21 protein-coding genes are annotated in these 18,153 nt (G+C 70.2%); 7 read left to right on the top strand and 14 right to left on the bottom strand.

Going from position 1 to position 18,153, the window contains the following annotated elements:
* Window positions 1-4: 4 nt before the first annotated feature.
* The 11 genes from ACIBVL_RS21515 to ACIBVL_RS21465 form a co-directional block, all read right to left on the bottom strand.
* The gene (locus tag ACIBVL_RS21515) at window positions 5-1,027 is read right to left on the bottom strand and encodes an asparaginase (RefSeq protein WP_399098822.1); all 1,023 of its coding nucleotides are present in this window, start codon (window positions 1,025-1,027) and stop codon (window positions 5-7) included.
* Between the two features lie 44 nt (window positions 1,028-1,071).
* Window positions 1,072-2,511, bottom strand: a complete 1,440-nt coding sequence (locus tag ACIBVL_RS21510) for an amino acid permease (protein ID WP_399098821.1) — start codon at window positions 2,509-2,511, stop codon at window positions 1,072-1,074.
* A complete protein-coding gene (locus ACIBVL_RS21505) occupies window positions 2,508-3,185 on the bottom strand; it encodes a FadR/GntR family transcriptional regulator (protein WP_399098885.1) in 678 nt (225 codons plus the stop codon). Before ACIBVL_RS21505 ends, ACIBVL_RS21510 begins: the two co-directional genes overlap by 4 nt.
* A gap of 169 nt (window positions 3,186-3,354) precedes the next feature.
* Window positions 3,355-4,191, bottom strand: a complete 837-nt coding sequence (locus ACIBVL_RS21500) for an undecaprenyl-diphosphate phosphatase (protein ID WP_399098820.1) — start codon at window positions 4,189-4,191, stop codon at window positions 3,355-3,357.
* 83 nt (window positions 4,192-4,274) lie between these two features.
* Entirely contained in the window at window positions 4,275-4,640 is a 366-nt protein-coding gene (gene crcB / locus ACIBVL_RS21495; RefSeq protein ID WP_399098819.1) for a fluoride efflux transporter CrcB, read from the bottom strand.
* Window positions 4,637-5,017 (bottom strand): DUF190 domain-containing protein, encoded by a 381-nt coding sequence (locus ACIBVL_RS21490; RefSeq protein ID WP_399098818.1) that lies wholly within the window; start codon window positions 5,015-5,017, stop codon window positions 4,637-4,639. Before ACIBVL_RS21490 ends, crcB (ACIBVL_RS21495) begins: the two co-directional genes overlap by 4 nt.
* Entirely contained in the window at window positions 5,014-5,469 is a 456-nt protein-coding gene (gene crcB, locus ACIBVL_RS21485) for a fluoride efflux transporter CrcB (RefSeq protein WP_399098817.1), read from the bottom strand. The genes ACIBVL_RS21490 and crcB (ACIBVL_RS21485) overlap by 4 nt, the downstream gene beginning before the upstream one ends.
* A gap of 22 nt (window positions 5,470-5,491) precedes the next feature.
* Window positions 5,492-6,460, bottom strand: a complete 969-nt coding sequence (locus tag ACIBVL_RS21480; protein WP_399098816.1) for an SMP-30/gluconolactonase/LRE family protein — start codon at window positions 6,458-6,460, stop codon at window positions 5,492-5,494.
* Window positions 6,461-6,615: 155 nt separating this feature from the next.
* Window positions 6,616-6,903: an ArsR family transcriptional regulator gene (locus tag ACIBVL_RS21475; protein ID WP_399098815.1), complete on the bottom strand. Its 288-nt coding sequence runs from the start codon at window positions 6,901-6,903 to the stop codon at window positions 6,616-6,618.
* A 186-nt stretch (window positions 6,904-7,089) separates the two neighbouring features.
* Window positions 7,090-8,658: an arabinogalactan endo-beta-1,4-galactanase gene (locus ACIBVL_RS21470; protein WP_399098884.1), complete on the bottom strand. Its 1,569-nt coding sequence runs from the start codon at window positions 8,656-8,658 to the stop codon at window positions 7,090-7,092.
* A 103-nt stretch (window positions 8,659-8,761) separates the two neighbouring features.
* A complete protein-coding gene (locus ACIBVL_RS21465; RefSeq protein ID WP_399098814.1) occupies window positions 8,762-10,783 on the bottom strand; it encodes a beta-galactosidase in 2,022 nt (673 codons plus the stop codon).
* Between the two features lie 229 nt (window positions 10,784-11,012).
* On the opposite strand from ACIBVL_RS21465, the gene ACIBVL_RS21460 reads away from it, so the two are divergent.
* The 6 genes from ACIBVL_RS21460 (at window position 11,013) to ACIBVL_RS21435 (ending at window position 16,161) form a co-directional block, all read left to right on the top strand.
* Complete coding sequence (locus ACIBVL_RS21460; protein WP_399098813.1) at window positions 11,013-12,332, top strand: ABC transporter substrate-binding protein; 1,320 nt, start codon at window positions 11,013-11,015, stop codon at window positions 12,330-12,332.
* Entirely contained in the window at window positions 12,329-13,252 is a 924-nt protein-coding gene (locus ACIBVL_RS21455; RefSeq protein WP_399098812.1) for a carbohydrate ABC transporter permease, read from the top strand. The genes ACIBVL_RS21460 and ACIBVL_RS21455 overlap by 4 nt, the downstream gene beginning before the upstream one ends.
* Window positions 13,249-14,154 carry a carbohydrate ABC transporter permease gene (locus ACIBVL_RS21450; protein WP_399098811.1) on the top strand — a complete coding sequence of 302 codons (906 nt, stop codon included), beginning with the start codon at window positions 13,249-13,251 and terminating at the stop codon, window positions 14,152-14,154. Before ACIBVL_RS21455 ends, ACIBVL_RS21450 begins: the two co-directional genes overlap by 4 nt.
* Entirely contained in the window at window positions 14,151-15,185 is a 1,035-nt protein-coding gene (locus ACIBVL_RS21445) for a LacI family DNA-binding transcriptional regulator (protein WP_399098810.1), read from the top strand. Before ACIBVL_RS21450 ends, ACIBVL_RS21445 begins: the two co-directional genes overlap by 4 nt.
* A gap of 163 nt (window positions 15,186-15,348) precedes the next feature.
* A complete protein-coding gene (locus ACIBVL_RS21440; protein ID WP_399098809.1) occupies window positions 15,349-15,696 on the top strand; it encodes a VOC family protein in 348 nt (115 codons plus the stop codon).
* 66 nt (window positions 15,697-15,762) lie between these two features.
* On the top strand, window positions 15,763-16,161 hold the full coding sequence (locus tag ACIBVL_RS21435) for a MarR family winged helix-turn-helix transcriptional regulator (protein WP_399098808.1): 399 nt from the start codon (window positions 15,763-15,765) through the stop codon (window positions 16,159-16,161).
* A 103-nt stretch (window positions 16,162-16,264) separates the two neighbouring features.
* Here ACIBVL_RS21435 and ACIBVL_RS21430 read toward each other — a convergent pair whose 3' ends face one another.
* Both ACIBVL_RS21430 and ACIBVL_RS21425 read right to left on the bottom strand, forming a co-directional pair.
* Window positions 16,265-17,356 carry a hypothetical protein gene (locus ACIBVL_RS21430; RefSeq protein ID WP_399098807.1) on the bottom strand — a complete coding sequence of 364 codons (1,092 nt, stop codon included), beginning with the start codon at window positions 17,354-17,356 and terminating at the stop codon, window positions 16,265-16,267.
* Between the two features lie 40 nt (window positions 17,357-17,396).
* Window positions 17,397-17,606: a hypothetical protein gene (locus tag ACIBVL_RS21425; RefSeq protein WP_399098889.1), complete on the bottom strand. Its 210-nt coding sequence runs from the start codon at window positions 17,604-17,606 to the stop codon at window positions 17,397-17,399.
* Here ACIBVL_RS21425 and ACIBVL_RS21420 point away from each other — a divergent pair.
* Window positions 17,538-17,723 (top strand): hypothetical protein, encoded by a 186-nt coding sequence (locus ACIBVL_RS21420; protein WP_399098883.1) that lies wholly within the window; start codon window positions 17,538-17,540, stop codon window positions 17,721-17,723. The genes ACIBVL_RS21425 and ACIBVL_RS21420 overlap by 69 nt on opposite strands.
* On the opposite strand, the gene ACIBVL_RS21415 is transcribed toward ACIBVL_RS21420, so the two are convergent.
* Window positions 17,686-18,084, bottom strand: a complete 399-nt coding sequence (locus ACIBVL_RS21415; RefSeq protein ID WP_399098806.1) for an SseB family protein — start codon at window positions 18,082-18,084, stop codon at window positions 17,686-17,688. The two genes, ACIBVL_RS21420 and ACIBVL_RS21415, sit on opposite strands and share 38 nt — an antisense overlap.
* Window positions 18,085-18,153 lie beyond the last annotated feature (69 nt).

Raw genomic sequence — 18,153 nt, 5'->3', positions numbered from 1 at the left:
GTCGTCAGGCGCAGGCCCGTACGGTGATCGGGTCCAGTGCGCGGACCGGCCGGACGCTGCCCACCGGTTCGCCGCCCCCGAGGAGGGGTTCGCCCGCGAACTCCCTGAGCAGGGCGGGGTCCACGCCGGCTCGGGCGAGGGCGGCCGCTGCCACCGGGACACGGGCGCGGTTGGCGCCGTCGGAGATCTTGACGGCCACCGCGCGGCCGTCCGGGAGGGCGGCGACCTCGACGCCCTCGAAGCCGTCCTTGGCGAGCAGGCCGGGGACGGCCCGCATCAGGGCGGCCACGTCCCTGCCGGAGCCGGAGGCCATCTCGGCGTGGTCGCGCATGGCGTCCGCGACCCGGGCCTCCGGGGTGCCCGGGGCCGCGGTGGTGATGCGCGCGGCGGCCCGGGCGAGGCCGTGCAGGGAGACGGAGAAGAGGGGGGCGCCGCACCCGTCGACGGTGACCCGTGCGATCCGCTGCCCGGTGAGGTCCTCGACGATCTCGGCGATCGCCTGCTGGAGCGGGTGCTCCGGGTCGAGGTAGCCGTCGAGGGACCAGCCGTTGAGCTTGCAGGTGTACAGCATGGCCGCGTGCTTGCCGGAGCAGTTCTGGGCCAGGCGGGAGGGCAGGCGGCCCTCGCGTGTCCACGCGTCGCGTACCACTGGGTCGTACGGCAGGTCCACGACGTTGCGCAGGTCGTCCTCCGTGACGCCCGCCAGCTCGAGGATCCGGCGGGTTCCGGCGAGGTGGCGTTCCTCGCCGGAGTGACTGGCGGCGGCGAGCGAGAGCAGCTCGCCGTCGAGCGGCAGACCGGCCCGCAGCATGGCCACGGCCTGGACGGGCTTGAGCGCCGAGCGCGGGTAGAAGGCGGCCTCGATGTCGCCGAGCTGGAACTCGACCTCACCACCCGTGCCGAGGACGACGACGGAGCCGTAGTGGATGCCCTCGGTCACCCCGCCGCGCACGAGGTGGGCGACGGGGGCGTGGAGGGGTTCGCGTATCGCGGGGGCGTCGGCGAGGGAACTGGAACTGCTGTACATCACTGCCTGGATCACTGGTGGGTTGTCGTGGGCCGGCGCCGGGTTCACGCGTCGGCCTTGGCTGAGGTGCGCGCGAGGTTGCGGCGGACGGCGTACCAGCCGGCGACGAGCGCTCCGACGATCAGCGGCAGGCACAGCACGGTGGTGCGTCCGGCGCCGCCGTCGGCGTACATGAGGACCAGGACCGAGGCGAGGAAGAACAGCGTCACCAGTTCGGTCCAGGGGGAGCCCGGGAGCCGGTAGGCCGGGCGGGTCAGCTCGCCCTTCTGGGTCTTCTGCCAGAAGAGGAGGTGACAGATCATGATCATGCCCCAGGTGGAGAGGATCCCGAGCGCCGCGAAGTTCAGGACGATCTCGAAGGCGTCCGCCGGGACGACGAAGTTGAGGCCGACGCCGAGGACGCAGATGCCGCTGGTGAGCAGGATGCCGCCGTAGGGGACCTGGGTGCGGCTCATCTTCGCGGTGAACTTCGGGGCGGAGCCGCTGACGGCCATGGAGCGCAGGATGCGGCCCGTCGAGTACAGGCCGGAGTTCAAGGACGACATCGCCGCGGTCAGGACGACCAGGTTCATCACTCCGCCCGCCGCGGGGATGCCGATGTTGGACAGGACCGTCACGAAGGGGCTCTCGCCGGACGTGTACTTGTTCCACGGGAGCAGCATCGACAGCAGGACGACCGAGCCGACGTAGAAGAGGCCCACGCGCCACATGATCGAGTTGATCGCCTTGGGCATGATCTTCTCGGGGTTCTCGGTCTCGCCGGCGGCGACGCCGACCAGTTCGACCGAGGCGTAGGCGAAGACGACGCCCTGGATGATCAGCAGCATGGGCAGCAGGCCGTTGGGGAAGACGCCGCCGTTGTCGGTGATCAGGGACGGGCCGGGGGTGGCGCCGTCCACCGGGTGCTGGGTGACCAGGAGGAAGATGCCGATGCACATGAAGATCACGAGCGCGCTGACCTTGACGATGGCGAACCAGAACTCCAGTTCGCCGAAGATCTTCACGGAGATCAGGTTCACGGCGAGGACCACGGCCAGGGCGATGAGCGCGATCACCCACTGGGGGATGTCGGAGAACATGCCCCAGTAGTGGGTGTAGGTGGCCACCGCGGTGATGTCGGCGATGCCGGTGGTGGCCCAGTTCAGGAAGTACATCCAGCCGGCCGTGTACGCTCCCTTCTCGCCGAGGAACTCGCGGGCGTACGACACGAAGGCGCCGGAGGACGGGCGGTACAGGACGAGCTCGCCGAGGGCGCGCACGACCAGGAAGGCGAAGACGCCGCAGACGGCGTACGCGACGAAGAGGGAGGGCCCGGCGTCGGCCAGCCGGCCGCCCGCGCCGAGGAAGAGGCCGGTGCCTATGGCGCCGCCGATGGCGATCATGTTGACGTGCCGGTGCTTCAGCGACTTGCTGTAGCCGTGGTCGCCGGCGTCGACGTGACGGGTCGAGGGGCGCGTCTCGTCTTTGAGGTGCTGTTCGCTCACGCCTCGGGTCCGCCTTCCAGTGGGGTGTTCGTGCCGGGGGAACGCACGATGTCGGTGAGGGTCGTCTCGACGCGGTCGAGGTGGTGGCTCATCGCCTCCACCGCGTCGTGCTCGGAACCGTCGATCAGCGCCTCGACGATGGCCCGGTGCTCGCGGTTGGACTGCTCGCGGCGGCCGCCCAGCTCGTTGAGGAAGGCCGACTGACGCGCCAGTGCGTCCCGGATCTCCTCGATGACCCGGCGGAAGACCGGGTTCTGGGCTGCCTCGGCGACGGCCAGGTGGAAGAGGGTGTCCATCGCGACCCACGCGGTGGTGTCCGTCTCCCGCTCCATGCGGTCGAGCAGATGGGCCAGGTGGTCCAGGTTCTCCGGGGTGCGGCGCCGGGCCGCGTACCCGGCGACCGGGATCTCGACGTGGCGGCGCACCTCCAGCAGGTCGCTGGCCGCGTAGTCGCCGAAGGTGGGGTCCTCGACGGTGTTCGCGATCACGAAGGTGCCCTTGCCGGTCTTGGCGACCGTCAGGCCCATGGTCTGCAGGGCGCGCAGGGCCTCCCGCAGCACGGGCCGGGACACCTCGAGGGTGCGGCAGAGCTCGGCCTCGGAAGGCAGCTTGTCGCCGATGGCGTAGTCGCCGCGCTCGATGGCGCCACGGAGGTGACCGAGAACCGCTTCCATCGCGCTGACGCGCCGCGGCACCCTTCCACCTGTCTGGCTGTCTGACAGGTTCACGGGAGAGATGTTCCGGGTGACGCGCGGGTGGTGTCAAGCCGCGTGAAAGAAAAAATTCAACGGACGGGAAGCCTGAAATCGGACTTCCCGCCCGTGGGCAGGGGGAGAAAGACGCTCAGCCGCTCAGTACACCGCTGCCGAGCAGCCCGAACAGCAGCACGCCGACGGCGATCCGGTAGATCACGAAGGCATTGAAGGAGTGCTTGGCGACGAACTTCAGCAGCCAGGCGATGGAGGCGTACGCCACGACGAACGAGACGACGGTCCCGACCGCCAGCGGGGCCGCCCCCGCCCCCGTGCCGAGGGCGTCCTTGAGCTCGTACAGGCCGGCTCCGGTCAGCGCCGGGATGCCGAGGAAGAAGGAGAGGCGGGTGGCCGCGACACGGTCCAGGTCGAGGATGAGCGCGGTGGACATGGTGGCGCCGGAGCGGGAGAAGCCGGGGAAGAGCAGCGCGAGGATCTGGGAGCTGCCGACCAGCATCGCGTCCTTGAAGGAGGTGTCGTCCTCGCCGCGCTTGTGCCGGCCCATCTGGTCGGCCGCCCACATCACGCCGCTGCCGACGATCAGCGAGCCGGCGACCACCCAGAGGGAGGCCAGCGGGCCCTCGATGAGCTTCTTGGCGGCGAGGCCGACGGCCACGATCGGGATCGTCGCGTAGATCACCCACCAGGCGAACTTGTAGTCGTGGTGCACGCGCTCCTCGCGCCTGCGCAGCCCCCGGAACCAGGCCGAGACGATCCGCGCGATGTCCTTGCGGAAGTACACCAGCACGGCGGCGATCGCCCCGACCTGGATCACGGCCGAGAATCCGACGACGGCGTCGTCGTCCACCGGGATACTCATCAGGCCCTCGGTGATCTTGAGATGGCCGGTGGAGGAGACGGGGAGGAACTCGGTCACTCCCTCTACGGCTCCGAGGACGACGGCTTGGCCGACGGAGATGGCGCTCATGGAATCCAGTTCTGGGTGAGTCGACAACTGCGGTGGACAGTCCTACCAGGCGAGGCCTGGAAATCGGGGGCGCGGCGGACCGGCTAGGGCCACACCGCCTGGCCTATGGCCACACCGGCGAACGCGGCGCCGACACCGGCCACCACGCTCCCGACGGCGTTGAAGAGGGCGTAGAGGCCGGCGCCGGTCTCGGTCAGCCGCAGCGTCTCGTACGAGAAGGTCGAGTACGTCGTCAGCGCCCCGCACAGGCCCGTGCCCAGGAACAACCGCAGGTCGGGGCCGACGTCGGCGGCCCCGGTGAGGGTGCCCAGGATCAGGCTGCCGGTGATGTTGACGAGGAAGGTGCCCCAGGGGAAGACCGAGTCGTGCCGGGACTGCACAGCGAGGTCGGTCAGATAGCGAAGGGGGGCGCCGATCATCCCGCCCGCGACGACCACCAGCCAGTTCACAACGACTTCTTACCCTTCGCGTCCGGTTCGCCCTGGTTCTGGCCACGGCCGACGTACCGGATGACCTGGCACTCGTCGAGCACGACCAGCCCCTCCGTGACCAGTTCGTCGAGGTGTGGCAGGAAGTCGCGCACCCGCTCCTCCGTGTCGACGATGACGACGGCGACGGGCAGGTCCTCGCTGAGGGAGAGCAGTCGCGAGGTGTGGATCAGGGAGGAGGCGCCGAAGCCCTCGACGCCGTGGAAGACGCTGGCTCCGGCGAGACCGGCCGCGTGGGCGCGGTGGACGATCTCGGTGTAGAGCGGCTTGCGGTGCCAGGTGTCGTTCTCGCCGACGAAGACGGTCAGGCGCAGGGCGTTCCCGGTCAGTCTCGTCATGGCTGCCTCCACGTGAGAAGCCGGCGTGTCGCCGTCGCCGCGAGCCACACCGCCGCCAGGGCGGCGAACAGCGTCGCGGCCAGGTAGGCCAGGGCGGTGCCCGGGCGGCCCTCGTCGACCAGTCGCTGGATGTCGACGGCGTACGTCGAGAAGGTGGTGAAACCGCCGAGGACGCCGGTGCCGAAGAAGGGCCGCACCAGCCGGTGGACGGTCAGGGCCTCGGTGACGAGCACCAGAAAGACACCGATCACGGCACAGCCGACGACGTTCACCCAGAAGACGGTCCAGGGGAAGCCGCCGCTGTGTGTGGGCCACCCCAACGAGGCCCCGTACCGGGCCGCGGCGCCGATCCCGCCGCCGACGGCGACCACGGCGACCACCGGGAGCCGTCCGGTCCCGGTGGCCCTCCGTGGAGCGCTGGTGCGGAGGCTCTGGGCCTCGGGAGCTGTCATGGCGCACCAGCGTAACGCCGTCTCACTTGGTCACGGGCGCCTCGCAGACCGCGATGCCGCGCTCCCACAGGCTGCCCAGGATCAGGCGGCCGCCGGTCTCGCAGACGCTGGTCACCATGCGGAAGCCGGAGCGGTGGCGGGCGAGGTGTTCGACGATCCGGCCGTCGTCGTCGACCGCGAGGACCCCGGTCGTACCCGAGGGGCGGTAAGGGGCGCGCAGGGCCAGGCGGGCGGCGCGGCGGCGCACGGCGGGGCCCGCGCGGTGCAGGAGGTCGAGCGGGGGGACGCGCGGGCCGGCCAGGGCGATCCAGACGGGCCCGTCGGGGGCGCCGCGCCACATGTTGTCCGGGAAGCCCGGCAGGTTCTCGACGAAGGGTTCGGCCTCACCGGCCCGGGGGCCCGTGAGGTGGAAGCGGGTGAGGCGGCGTGCGCCGGTCTCGGCGACGACCAGGAACGCGTCGTCGGCGCCGCGGACCAGACCGTTGGCGAACTGCAGGCCCTCCAGCACGACCTCGGCCTCGCGGTCGCCCGGCGCGAGGCGCAACAGCCGTCCCGTGCCGGTGTGTTCGACGATGTCGCCCATCCAGTCCCGTAGCGGGTGGACCCGACTGGAGACGGTGAAGTAGACCGTGCCGTCCGGCAGGGCGACGACGTTGCTGCAGAAACGCAGCCGCTCCCCCGCCGCCGACTCGGTCAGGACGCGGACGTTCCCGGGGCCGCCCTCCGGGTCGAGGCGCAGCAGGGCGCCCTCGGCGTCGCACACCAGCAGGTCGCCGTCCGGGAGGAGTTCGAGTCCGAGGGGGCGGCCGCCGATCTCGCCGATGTGCTCGACGCGGGCCGAGGAGGGGTCGTCGAGACCGTCGATCCGCAGGATCCGTCCGTCGGCCACCCCGGTCAGCACACGTCCTCTGGGGTCGGCCACGACGTCTTCGGGGCCGTTTCCGGGGAGAGTGAGGTACCTGATCGGGACGAGGGCCGTCCGACGGTCCATGGGGGTCCGCCCTTCCTGAAGGAGGCAGCCATCCTCGCAGGCAGGGGTATCGCCGGTGGGTCGTGGCCGTGGTCTTTTGCCGGGGCTTTCCGGAAACGGTTCTCCTCGCTTCCACCCCGCTGCGCGCCGTGCTCAGGCGCCCCTTGCGCCGCCCCTCACCAGCCCTTCTCGAACATGCGTGCCACCTCGGCGATCCGGATCTCGTCGCGCCGGTAGTGGACGCGCCGCCGGATGCGCTTGGCGCGCAGCAGACCGATGCCGGCGAGCAGGCTGAGGTGGGTGTCGGCGACCTGGCGGGGCACGCCGAGTTTCGCCGCGATCGCGTCCGCGTCGACGCCGTCCTCGACGAGGTCGCCGTGTCGCTGGGGCGGGAAGTGCCGGGCCGGTTCCTTGAGCCACTCCAGGATGTCCAGTCGCCTCTCACCAACGGGAATCGTCGGCATCGTCACCCCTCCGTCCGGCCTCCTCGTACCGCGTCCTCCACTGTTCCGCAGTCGGGGGTGCCGTGTCCCGCACTCCGGGAGCCTTGGCCGGGATCGAACCGAGGGGAGCTGCCGTCGGAGGGTGCCCGCGTGCGACGGGGCCCGGTCGCGTGTGCGGTCGGGCCCCGCTGTGACGCGTCCGGTGGATCAGCGGTGGCTGAACCACGCCATCGAGGACAGGGCCTTGTCGTCGTAGCCGAACAGGGCCTGGTTCTCCCAGCCGTTGCCGGAGGTGGCGTCGGTCGGGTCCCAGCCGTTGCCGCTGACGGCCGTCCAGGTCGCCTCCCAGTAGAAGACGCCGAGTCCGCGGCCGTTCGGAACCGCCTCCACGATGTTCGCGACGGCGTTCATCCAGGCCAGCTGGCCGGCCGCACTGGCCGGGTAGCCGGAGACCAGCTCACCGGTGGTGTCGATCTGGTTGACGAGCGAGTCGTCGCTGTCGAGACGGAAGGGGTAGGCCGTCTCGGCGATGAAGACCGGTTTGCCGTACCGCGAGGCCACGTCGTCGAGGGTGGTCTGGGCGGCGGCCAGTGAGCCGTGCCAGTAGCCGTAGTACGACAGGCCGATCACGTCGTAGTTGATGCCGTACGTCTTGGCGCTGTCGAACCACCAGCGGACCGTGGAGTCGTCACCGGCGTTGGCCAGGTGCAGCGCGACCTGCGTGCCGGTGGAGACCGCCTTCACCGCGCTGTAGCCGGCGTTGATGAGACCGGCGAGCTGCGACCAGTTGTCGGTCGAGCCCTCGGACCACAGCATGCCGCCGTTGATCTCGTTGCCGACCTGGACCATGTCGGCCGTGGTGCCCTGGGACTTCAGGGCGTTGAGGACGTCGTACGTGTGGTTGTAGACGTCCGTCTTCAGCTGGCTGTAGGAGTGGCCGGACCAGGCGGCGGGCTTGGTCTGTTTGCCAGGGTCGGCCCAGGTGTCCGAGTAGTGGAAGTCGACCAGCAGCTTCATGCCGGCGGCCTTGATCCGCTTGGCCATGGCCAGCACGCGCGTCTTGTTGTTGTAGCCGTCGGCGGGGTTGACCCAGACCTTCAGGCGCGCGTAGTTCATGCCGGCGTTCTTCAGGATGGTGACCGCGTCTCCGGTGGAGCCGGAGCTGGTCCTGTAGACGCCACCGAGGGCCTCGCTCTTGGCGAGGGACGAGATGTCGGCACCCTTGACGGCCAGGCCGGTCGAGCCCGATGTGAAGGTCAGGTCGTCGACATTGATCCAGTTGCCGGCCTTCGCGTCACTGTTGACGCTGATCGTGCACTGGTTGTTCGTCACATTGATCGACGTGACGATGCGGACCCAGCTGCTGGTGGACACCGGCAGGTCGGTGCGCTGTTCCGAACTGCCGCAGTTCTTCAGGGCTATGTAGGCGGAGTTCTGGCCGCCGCCGGAACGGACCCAGGCGGTGAGCGTGTGGTTCCCGTTGGTCAGACCGGACAGATACTGGTACGTCTCCACCTTGTAGGCCGTGGACGCCCAGTGGGTGAGGCGGTAACTGCCGCCGTGGCCGCCGGACTCGGTGAAGGAGGCTGAGTTCTGCCCGGCCGCCGAGTACGTCGACCAGCCGGTGGGGGTGGCGGTGCCGGTGCCGTCGGACTCGAAGCCGCCGTTGGTGAGCGTGGAGGCCGCCTGGGCGGTCCCCGCGGGCAGGGCGGTGAGGGCGAGCCCGGCCAGGAGCGGCAGCAGCAGGGCCCTGAGGGTGCGTCTGGGATGGAACATCGTCGTCCGTCGTCCCTTCGACATGGATGGGGTGAGGTTCCCTCGCGAGGGAAGACCCCCTCCGCCCGCGGCTCGCGGCTCCACGGGCGGAGAGGGAGTCGGCTCAGCCGTCGAGTCGGACGACCCGGACGGCTCCCGCCGGGACCGCGAGGCGGCCGGCGGCGCGTTCGCCCGTCAGCAGCTCGGTGCCGGACGTGTCCAGCGGCACCTTGGCGTCGGTGGCGGTGTGGTTGATGGCGAAGAGGTAGCTGCCCGTCTCGCCGGAGCGGCGTACGACCTCGACGTCGCGGGGCAGGTCCGCGCGCGGGGCGAGGTTCGCGTCGTCGGCGGCCCAGCCGAGCAGGGCGTCCAGGCCCTGGTGGCCGAGGCGGGTGGAGACGTACCAGGCGGTGCCCTCGCCGAGACGGTGCCGGGTGACGGCGGGGTGTCCCGCGGTGAGGCCGTCGGCGTAGGTCCAGACGGTGTCGGCGCCGCGCGGGACCACGAACTCGGTCCACACGTCGCCGCCGAGCTCGGAGCCGTCGGGCCCGGTCAGGCGCACGCTCTCGCCCTGGAGCAGGGGCGAGAACTCCTCCACGGTCAGGCCGAGGACGTCCCGCAGCGCGCCCGGGTAGGCGCCCTCGTGGACGGAGTCGTGCTCGTCCACGATCCCGGAGAAGAACGAGACCACGAGAGTGCCGCCGTTCTCCACGTACTCCTTGACGTTGTTCCCGGCCGCCTCCGTCATCAGGTACAGGGCGGGGACCACGACCAGCGGGTACTGCGACAGGTCGGACTCGGGGTGTGCGAAGTCGACGGTGAGGTGGCGGTCGTAGAGGGCCTCGTAGAAGGCGTCGGCGCGCTCGCGCGGGTCGTGGTCCTCGCTGGGGCGCCAGGCGAGGTTCTGCGCCCACCAGGAGTGCCAGTCCCACAGCACGGCCGCGTCGGCCTGGGTGCGGGTGCCGCGGACGGTGGCGAGGGATTCGAGGGAGGCGCCCAGCTCCACCACCTCGCGCCACACGCGCGTCTCGGTACCGCCGTGCGGGACCATCGCCGAGTGGAACTTCTCGGCGCCGCGCCGGGACTGCCGCCACTGGAAGAACATCGCGCCCTCGGAGCCGCGGGCCACATGGCCGAGGGAGTTGCGGGCCATCTGGCCGGGTGCCTTGGCGGGGTTGCGCTGCTGCCAGTTGATGCCCGAGGTGGAGTGTTCGAGGAGGATCCAGGGGGCGCCGCCCGCCACCGAGCGGGTCAGATCGGCGGCCATCGCCAGGTTGACGTGGGTGCGGCGGCCGTCGGTGATCAGGTAGTGGTCGTTGGTGACGATGTCGACCTCGCGGCCCCATGCCCAGTAGTCGACGGAGTCGCACTGGCTGAGCGCCGTCATGAAGTTGGTCGTCACCGGGACGCCCGGCGCGAGGCGGTGCAGGATGTCCCGCTCCATGCGGAAGTTCTCGCGCATGGTGGCGTCGGCGAACCGCTTGTAGTCCAGGGCCTGGCCCGGGTTGCCGACGGTCGGGGTGGCGCGCGGCGGGTTGACGTCCTCGAAGCTCGCGTAGCGCTGGCCCCAGAAGGCGGTGCCCCAGGCCTCGTTCACCGCGTCGACCGTGCCGTACGTGGTCTCCAGCCAGCGGCGGAAGTGGGCGGCGCAGGAGTCGCAGTAGCAGGCCGAGACGGGGACGCCGTACTCGTTGTGCACGTGCCACATCGCGAGCGCCGGGTGGTCGCCGTAGCGCTCTGCGAGCCTGGTGGTGATGGTGGCCGCCGCCGCGCGGTAGTCCGCGTTGCTGTGACAGATGGCGCCGCGGGAGCCGAACTCGTAGCGCACGCCCTCGGGCGTCATGGGCAGGGCGTCGGGGTGGGCACGGTAGAACCAGACCGGCGGGACGACGGTGGGGGTGCCCAGGTCGACGCGGATGCCGTTGTCGTGCAGCAGGTCGATGATCCGGTCCAGCCAGCCGAAGTCGTAGTCCCCGGGTGAGGGCTCGAGGAGGGCCCAGGAGAAGATCCCGACGCTCACCATGGTGACGCCGGCCTCCCGCATCAGCCGGACGTCGTCCTGCCAGACGCTTTCCGGCCACTGCTCGGGGTTGTAGTCCCCACCGAAGGCGAGCCTGGCCAGGCCCCTGGGGGTGGTCTCCGGCATGGATGTCTCCCGTTTTGTCGATCATTTGGGAACGTGCACACACAGCGGCGGCGTTCGAGGCCCAACATAACCGCACAGCAACAACCATTGACAAGTGTCCGGGATGTTTCTCTACTGTGAACGCTCACAGAGAGCATGACAGGGCCTCGCGACGGGTGGGGACCCAGGTCGTGCCATTCGCATGGCAGGTTCCCGCATCCGGCGGGGACCCAGGTCAGGGGAGAGATCCATGCCCATCACGAAGCACCGTCGCCTCGTGGCTTCCGCCATCGCCGTCACGCTCGGCGCCACCGCACTCGCCGCCTGCGGCTCGTCCGACAAGGACAGCGGTACCGAGTCCGGTCCGGTCTCGCTGACGTACTGGACCTGGACGCCCGGCATGGACAAGGTCGTCGACCTCTGGAACAAGGGCCAGGGCGAGAAGGACCGGATCACGGTCACGGTGAAGAAGCAGGCGTCCGGCGACACGCTGGTCACGAAGATCCTCACCGCGCACAAGGCGGGCAAGGCGCCGGACCTGGTCCAGGCCGAGTACCAGGCGCTGCCGACGCTGGTCAGCAATGACGCGCTGGCGGACATAGCGAAGAACGTCGGGGACGCGAAGGGCAAGTTCGCCGACGGCGTCTGGCAGCAGACGACGCTCGGCACGGACGCGGTGTACGCGGTGCCGCAGGACATCGGCCCGATGATGTTCTACTACCGCGCCGACCTCTTCAAGAAGTACGACCTGACGGTCCCCACCACCTGGGACGAGTTCGCCGAGACCGCCCGCGCGCTGAAGAAGAAGGCGCCGGACACCGACCTCACGACGTTCTCCGCCAACGACTCCGGTCTCTTCGCGGGCCTGGCCCAGCAGGCCGGCGCCCGGTGGTGGACCACCTCCGGCGACAAGTGGAAGGTCGGCATCGACGACACGGCCACCAAGAAGGTCGCCGACTTCTGGGGCGGCCTCGTCAAGGAGGGCGCCATCGACAACCAGCCGATGTACACCCCCGCCTGGAACAAGGCGCTGAACACCGGCAAGCAGATCGCGTGGGTCTCGGCCGTGTGGGCGCCGGGCACGCTGACCACGGCCGCGCCCGACACCAAGGGCAAGTGGGCCATGGCCCCGCTCCCCCAGTGGTCGGCCGGCGAGGACGTCACCGGGAGCTGGGGCGGCTCCTCCACCGCTGTGACGACGGATTCCCGGCACAAGGAGGCCGCCGCCAAGTTCGCCGCCTGGCTGAACACCGACGGCGAGGCCCTGCAGGCGCTGGCCAAGGAGAGCGGCATCTACCCGGCGGCCACGAACGCCCAGACCAGCGGCGCCTTCACCAACCCGCCGGACTACTTCTCCACGCAGCCGGAGTTCTACACCCTGGCCGCCAAGATCGCGAAAACGACGGCGCCCTCGGCCTGGGGCCCGAACGTGAACGTCGCCTACACGACCTTCAAGGACGCGTTCGGCGCCGCCGCGAAGGACAAGTCCGACTTCTCCGCCGCCCTGGACAAGATGCAGGCGGACACCGTCGCCGACCTCAAGAAGCAGGGCTTCGAGGTCTCCGAGTGACCAGCGCACGCCGGAGGCCGTACGGGGTCAAGGGGGCCCCGTACGCCTTCCTCCTTCCCGCGACGATCCTCTTCGCCCTGTTCTTCGCGCTGCCCATCGGGTACGCGGTCTGGCTCAGCTTCCACAAGGTGCGCGTGTCCGGGCTCGGCCTGGGCGCGGGGGCCCGGAAGGAAGTCTGGGCCGGCATCGAGAACTACACCGACGCCTTCACGGACAACGAGTTGCTCGACGGCGCCCTGCGCGTCCTCGGCTACGGCTGCATCGTCGTCCCGTTGATGCTGGGGCTGGCCCTGCTGTTCGCGCTGATGCTGGACTCCGAGAAGGTGCGGCTCGCTCCGTTCACCCGGCTCGCGATCTTCCTGCCGTACGCCATCCCCGGCGTGGTGGCGGCGCTGCTGTGGGGCTTCCTGTACCTGCCGGACGTCAGCCCCTTCTACTTCGTGCTGGGGAAGCTGGGCCTGCCGCAGCCGGATCTGCTGGACGGCGGTCCGCTGTATCTCGCCCTCTCCAACATCGCGGTCTGGGGCGGCACCGGCTTCAACATGATCGTCATCTACACCTCGCTGCAGGCTATCCCGGCCGAGGTGTACGAGGCGGCGAAGCTGGACGGCGCCACCCCGCTGCAGATCGCGCTGCGGATCAAGATTCCGATGGTGGCCCCCTCGCTGGTGCTGACCTTCTTCTTCTCGATCATCGCGACGCTGCAGGTGTTCAACGAGCCGACCACGCTGAAGCCGCTCACCAACTCCGTGTCCACCACCTGGAGTCCGCTGATGAAGGTGTACCGGGACGCCTTCGGCACCGGCGACATCTACCAGGCGGCCGCCGAGGCCGTGATCATCGCCCTCGCCACGCTGGTGCTGTCCTTCGGCTTCCTGCGGGCCGCGAACCGTCGCAACAGGCAGGAGGCAGCGGGATGAGTTCTCTTGCCGTACAGAAGGTGCCGTCGGCGGCCGGCGCGACCGGCGCCGCGCAGGGCCGTCCGCCGCTGCGCAACCGGATCGCGCTGGTCCCGACGATCACGCTGCTGCTGGGCGCGCTCTACTGCCTCCTCCCCGTGGCGTGGGTGGTGATCGCGTCCACCAAGTCCGGGCATGAGCTGTTCTCCACGTTCACCTTCCTGCCGGGCACGGGCTTCGCCGACAACATCAAGGACCTCAATTCCTACCGTGACGGCGTCTACTGGAAGTGGATGGGCAACTCCGCCCTGTACGCCGGTCTCGGCGCACTGCTGTCGACGTGCGTGTCGGCGTTCAGCGGCTACGCGCTGGCGACCTACCGCTTCCGCGGCCGTGAGTCGATCTTCAACATCCTGCTCGCGGGCGTGCTGATGCCGCCGATCATCCTGGCCATCCCGCAGTACCTGCTGCTGGCGAAGGCCGATCTCACGGACTCCTACTGGTCCGTGCTGCTGCCGCAGATCCTCTCCCCCTACGGCGTCTACCTCTCGCGCATCTACGCGGCCGCGGCCGTGCCCGGTGACGTGGTGGAGGCGGGCCGGATGGACGGGGCGAGCGAGTGGCGAATCTTCATCCGGATCGCGCTGCCGATGATGGTGCCGGGACTGGTGACGGTGTTCCTGTTCCAGTTCGTGGCGGTGTGGAACAACTTCCTGCTGCCGTACATCATGCTCAGCGACGACGAGAAGTTCCCGATCACGCTGGGTCTGTTCACCCTCCTCGAGCAGGGCTCGAACCAGCCGGCGCTGTACACGCTGGTGATCACGGGCGCGTTCCTGGCGGTGATCCCGCTGGTGGCGCTGTTCCTGGTCATTCAGCGGTTCTGGAGTCTGGATCTCCTGTCCGGGGCCGTAAAGTCATGACCATGAGCAATGGTGCGGGGGGCCGGCGCAAACCGCCGACGATCCACGACGTGGCACGGGAGGCAGGGGTCTCACGAGGCACCGTCTCTCGTGTGCTCAACGGCGGGCACTACGTCAGCCCGGCCGCGGCGGAGGCGGTCAACGCCGCCATCCGCAGGACGGGTTACGTCGTGAACCGGCACGCCCGCTCCCTGATCACCGGCCGTTCGGACTCCGTGGGCTTCCTGCTGACAGAGCCCCAGGAGCGGTTCTTCGAGGACCCCAACTTCAATGTCCTGCTGAGCGGTTGCACCCAGGCCCTTGCGGCGCACGACATCCCGCTGCTGCTGATGCTGGCGGGTACGAAGGACGAGAGGCGGCGCATCGCGCGGTACATCACGGCCGGGCACGTCGACGGGGTACTGCTGGTCTCCAGCCACTCCGGGGACCCGGTGGCGGAGGAACTGCGCGAGGCGGGGGTGCCTCTCGTCCAGTGCGGCAAGCCGATGGGGCTCCGCTCCAAGGTGAGCTACGTGGCCGCGGACGACCGGGACGGCGCCCGTGACATGGTGCGCCACCTGTTGTCGCTGGGCCGCCGCCGTATCGGCGTCGTGAGCGGCCCGCTGGACACCCCGGGCGGGGTCGATCGCCTCGCCGGATACAAGGAGGTGCTCACGGAAGCGGGCATCGAGGTCGACGAGCGGCTCATCGTCTCCGGCGACTACAGCCGGGCCAGCGGCAAGGCGGGCGCCGAACGGCTGCTGGCGCAGGCTCCGGACATGGACGCCGTGTTCGTGGCGTCCGACCTCATGGCCCAGGGCGCCCTGACCGCGCTGCACCAGGCGGGCCGGCGGGTTCCGGAGGACGTGTCCGTGGGCGGCTTCGACGACTCCGTCGCGGCGACGGAGGCCACCCCCGCCCTCACCACGATCCGTCAGCCCTACGACCGCATCAGCGCCGAGATGGTACGCGTGCTGCTCGCCCAGATAGGCGGTGAGGATCCCGCGGCGGTGATCCTGCCGACGGAGCTGGTGAAGCGGGAGTCGACCTGACGGATCGCGAGCGGGGCCGGTCACGACGACCGGCCCCGTTTCCGTGCCCGCACCACGATTCGGTCAGGATTCGAGAAGCGTCCTGACTGGTCCTCGGCCTAGCGTGAAACCACCGACGCCGACGATCCCGTCGGCGGCACGCACCAGCGAGGAGTGACCAGCCATGACTGCCGGACTGCAGACGATCATCTACCCCGTCAAGGACCTCGACCGGGCGAAGGCCGTGTTCAGAGCGCTGCTGGAGGTCGAGCCGTACGCGGACGAGCCCTACTACGTCGGCTTCAAGGCCGCCGGCCAGGACGTCGGCCTCGACCCGAACGGGCACGCCAAGGGCATGACCGGCCCGGTTCCGTACTGGCACGTCACGGATCTGCGCGAGCGGCTCGCGGCGCTGCTGGCGGCGGGCGCGGAACTGCTCCAGGACGCACAGGACGTCGGCGGGGGCCGGCTGATCGCCTTCGTGAAGGACACGGACGGCAACCTGGTGGGGCTGCTCCAGGACCCTTCCTGAGCGACTGCTTGCACCCGCACTAATTGCACCCTCAATAAAATGCGGTGACGGTGTTACCGTGCGGGTATGGCAGCGAAGACAGCCGGGGCGCGCCTCGAGGAACGGTGGCGGGACATCCTGTCGGTGCACGCGCGCACCATGTGCGAGATCGACCGTGCGCTGCATCCGCACGGCCTCGGCGCCAGTGACTTCGAAGTGCTCGACCTCCTCGCCGCCGAGACGCCCCGGCAGGGCGACCAGTGCCGGGTGCAGGACCTCGTGGGACGGGTGCACCTCAGCCAGAGCGCCCTGTCCCGCCTCATCGGCCGGCTGGAGAAGGACGGCCTGGTGGAGCGCGCCCTCTGCATGGAGGACCGGCGCGGGGTGTACGTCACCCTCACCCGCAAGGGCCGCGACCTGCACTCCGAGGTACTGCCGCTGCAGCGGGGGGTGCTGGAGCGGATGCTGGGCGGACCCAGGCCTTGAACGGATGCGGTGCGGCTCCCGGTGCTGCGGCTGGGGGGCCCGCTCCCTGGGCTCCTCGTTCCTGCGGCTCCTCAGGCCAGCTGACCTTCAGCCCTGGTGCCCCTCACTCCTCCCTCTCCCCCGGTCTGCGGTCGGCCGGGCGCCGGGGCGGGATCGGGGTGGAGGGGAAGTCGCGGGGGCCCGTCCAGAGGGCGGGGACCGCGTCGCAGCGGCGGCAGAGTTCGTACCCGACGGCCTCGTAGTTGACCCGCCAGCCACGGAAGTGCGGCCAGGCCTCCTCGGTGCCGCGTTCGGCCTGGAAGCCGGCGGACTCCAGCATCGACACCGCCGCGTCGAACTCGACGTAGGTGAGACGGATGGCGGTGTCCGGTGAGGGGTCGGGGTCGAAGGGAAAGCGGATCGAGCGGGCGATGTCGCGCAGGGCGGTGAACCCGGCGCGCAGCACGAGCCGGGCCTCCGGCGGGGCGGAGTGCGGTGAGAGCGCGAGCTGCATGGCCGCCGCGTCCATCACCGCGATGAGTCCGACCAGCCAGCTGCGGTAGGGGCGCGGGGAGCGGAACGCCAGCAGCACGGGGTACGTCGCGTGGCTCTCCCCCATGTCCGAGGCCAGCCGCTCCCAGCCCCGGTACAGCTCGGGCAGCGCGGTCTCGGTGTCGACGAGCCACTGCCTGGCGAGGATCTCCGGGCCCCAGGCGGGCTCGCCGGCCCGCGACTGCAGCAGAGTGACCTCCAGCTCACGGCGGTTGTAGGCGGCGTAGAGCGTGGGGAGGTAGGCGATCTGCAGGGCGATGACGACCGGTCCGGTGACCGCGGCGGCGAAGTCGAGGCCGGTCAGTCTGAGGCGGGCGCCACTGGCGAAGCCGAGGGTGAAGAGGCTGGAGCCGGCCTCCCGGAACGAGGTGGTCCAGTCGAGCGGGGACAGCGCGTACAGCAGGAGGCCGTAGCCGATCAGGGCGCCGCCGAGCCAGGTCGCCAGCATGCCGACGAGCGTCAGCGGGGCGAGCCAGGTCTGCAGGCGGTCGATGGCCTCGTAGCCCCGTCGGAGGGCCGCGAGGTGCAGCAGGCGGCGCAGGGTCGCCCACAGCCGGTACACGACCACGGAGTACAGGCCGCGCGGCACGACAAGGGTGCGCAGGATACTGCCGAGGACCAGCGCGAGCACGAGTCCGCCGGCCACGCCGGAGAGCCAGATCATGCGGTCATTCTGGATCACACGCTCCGGGCGGGGTGTGCTCTCAGCGCAGCAGTTCGCGCACCGACCCGAACACCGCCCGCGGGGTGACGGCGGGCAGGTCGGGGCACGGGGTGACACCGTCGGGGGCCCGCGACCGCCGACCCGCTCGCATCACGGCGGCACGCTCACCGGTGAGCACGAGGTGGCCGTGCCGGAGCGGCCGTGGGTGGCCGAGGAGCTGGGCCCAGGGCCCACGCTCCCCGCGGCCCACGCTCCCCGGCGGCGTCTGAAGGCGGCGTTCGATCCGCGCGGGATCCTCAAATCCCGGCAAGAGCCTCCGATGCGTCTGTTCAGCGGGCCAGCAGGGTGCGTACCCCTTCCGAAGTGAGGGTGAGCGGGTGGTCGCCGGCCGCGTCGATGGAGAGCGACAGCTCGTCGGTCGGCCACTGGGCGGCGAGCGCGCCGAGGGGCACCAGCCGGTAACGGTCGATCCCGGGCAGCAGCCCGGCCATCTCGGGTTCGGACGTGAACACCGGTACGACGGGTGCGCCGCCGGGGTTGTCCAGTACCGGCAGGGCCACCGTGGCGGGGTTGGTCACATCCTCGTCGGTGGCGTCGTCGGGCACCGGCACGAGCACGTCGCAGTGCGCGAGCGTGTCCAGTGCCGCCGTGTCCTCGGTGTCCCGGGCCAGCGCGTCCAGCGCCCACTGGGCGGGGTTGGCCTTGCGGTCGTGGGCGGGAGTCTCCATGGCAGGTCCCCTCGTGGGTGCGGTCGTACGGTCCGCCCCGAACGAGATCCGTCCGGGCGCGGTCCGGCC

The organism is Streptomyces sp. NPDC049687, assembly GCF_044465285.1.
In the GTDB taxonomy this organism is placed as follows: Bacteria; Actinomycetota; Actinomycetes; order Streptomycetales; family Streptomycetaceae; genus Streptomyces.
The sequence above is the reverse complement of the archived record's forward strand: the minus strand, read 5'-3'. Positions and strand labels throughout refer to the sequence as shown.

Coding starts and splice junctions, on each gene's coding strand:
- ACIBVL_RS21440 (WP_399098809.1), top strand. CDS start 15,349: ATGACTGCCGGACTGCAGACGATCATCTACCCCGTCAAGGACCTCGAC.
- ACIBVL_RS21465 (WP_399098814.1), bottom strand. CDS start 10,783: ATGCCGGAGACCACCCCCAGGGGCCTGGCCAGGCTCGCCTTCGGTGGG.
- ACIBVL_RS21505 (WP_399098885.1), bottom strand. CDS start 3,185: ATGGAAGCGGTTCTCGGTCACCTCCGTGGCGCCATCGAGCGCGGCGAC.
- ACIBVL_RS21500 (WP_399098820.1), bottom strand. CDS start 4,191: ATGAGCGCCATCTCCGTCGGCCAAGCCGTCGTCCTCGGAGCCGTAGAG.
- ACIBVL_RS21460 (WP_399098813.1), top strand. CDS start 11,013: ATGCCCATCACGAAGCACCGTCGCCTCGTGGCTTCCGCCATCGCCGTC.
- ACIBVL_RS21490 (WP_399098818.1), bottom strand. CDS start 5,017: ATGACGAGACTGACCGGGAACGCCCTGCGCCTGACCGTCTTCGTCGGC.
- ACIBVL_RS21445 (WP_399098810.1), top strand. CDS start 14,151: ATGACCATGAGCAATGGTGCGGGGGGCCGGCGCAAACCGCCGACGATC.
- ACIBVL_RS21450 (WP_399098811.1), top strand. CDS start 13,249: ATGAGTTCTCTTGCCGTACAGAAGGTGCCGTCGGCGGCCGGCGCGACC.
- ACIBVL_RS21515 (WP_399098822.1), bottom strand. CDS start 1,027: ATGTACAGCAGTTCCAGTTCCCTCGCCGACGCCCCCGCGATACGCGAA.
- ACIBVL_RS21430 (WP_399098807.1), bottom strand. CDS start 17,356: ATGATCTGGCTCTCCGGCGTGGCCGGCGGACTCGTGCTCGCGCTGGTC.
- ACIBVL_RS21480 (WP_399098816.1), bottom strand. CDS start 6,460: ATGGACCGTCGGACGGCCCTCGTCCCGATCAGGTACCTCACTCTCCCC.
- ACIBVL_RS21415 (WP_399098806.1), bottom strand. CDS start 18,084: ATGGAGACTCCCGCCCACGACCGCAAGGCCAACCCCGCCCAGTGGGCG.
- crcB (WP_399098817.1), bottom strand. CDS start 5,469: ATGACAGCTCCCGAGGCCCAGAGCCTCCGCACCAGCGCTCCACGGAGG.
- ACIBVL_RS21475 (WP_399098815.1), bottom strand. CDS start 6,903: ATGCCGACGATTCCCGTTGGTGAGAGGCGACTGGACATCCTGGAGTGG.
- ACIBVL_RS21435 (WP_399098808.1), top strand. CDS start 15,763: ATGGCAGCGAAGACAGCCGGGGCGCGCCTCGAGGAACGGTGGCGGGAC.
- ACIBVL_RS21470 (WP_399098884.1), bottom strand. CDS start 8,658: ATGTTCCATCCCAGACGCACCCTCAGGGCCCTGCTGCTGCCGCTCCTG.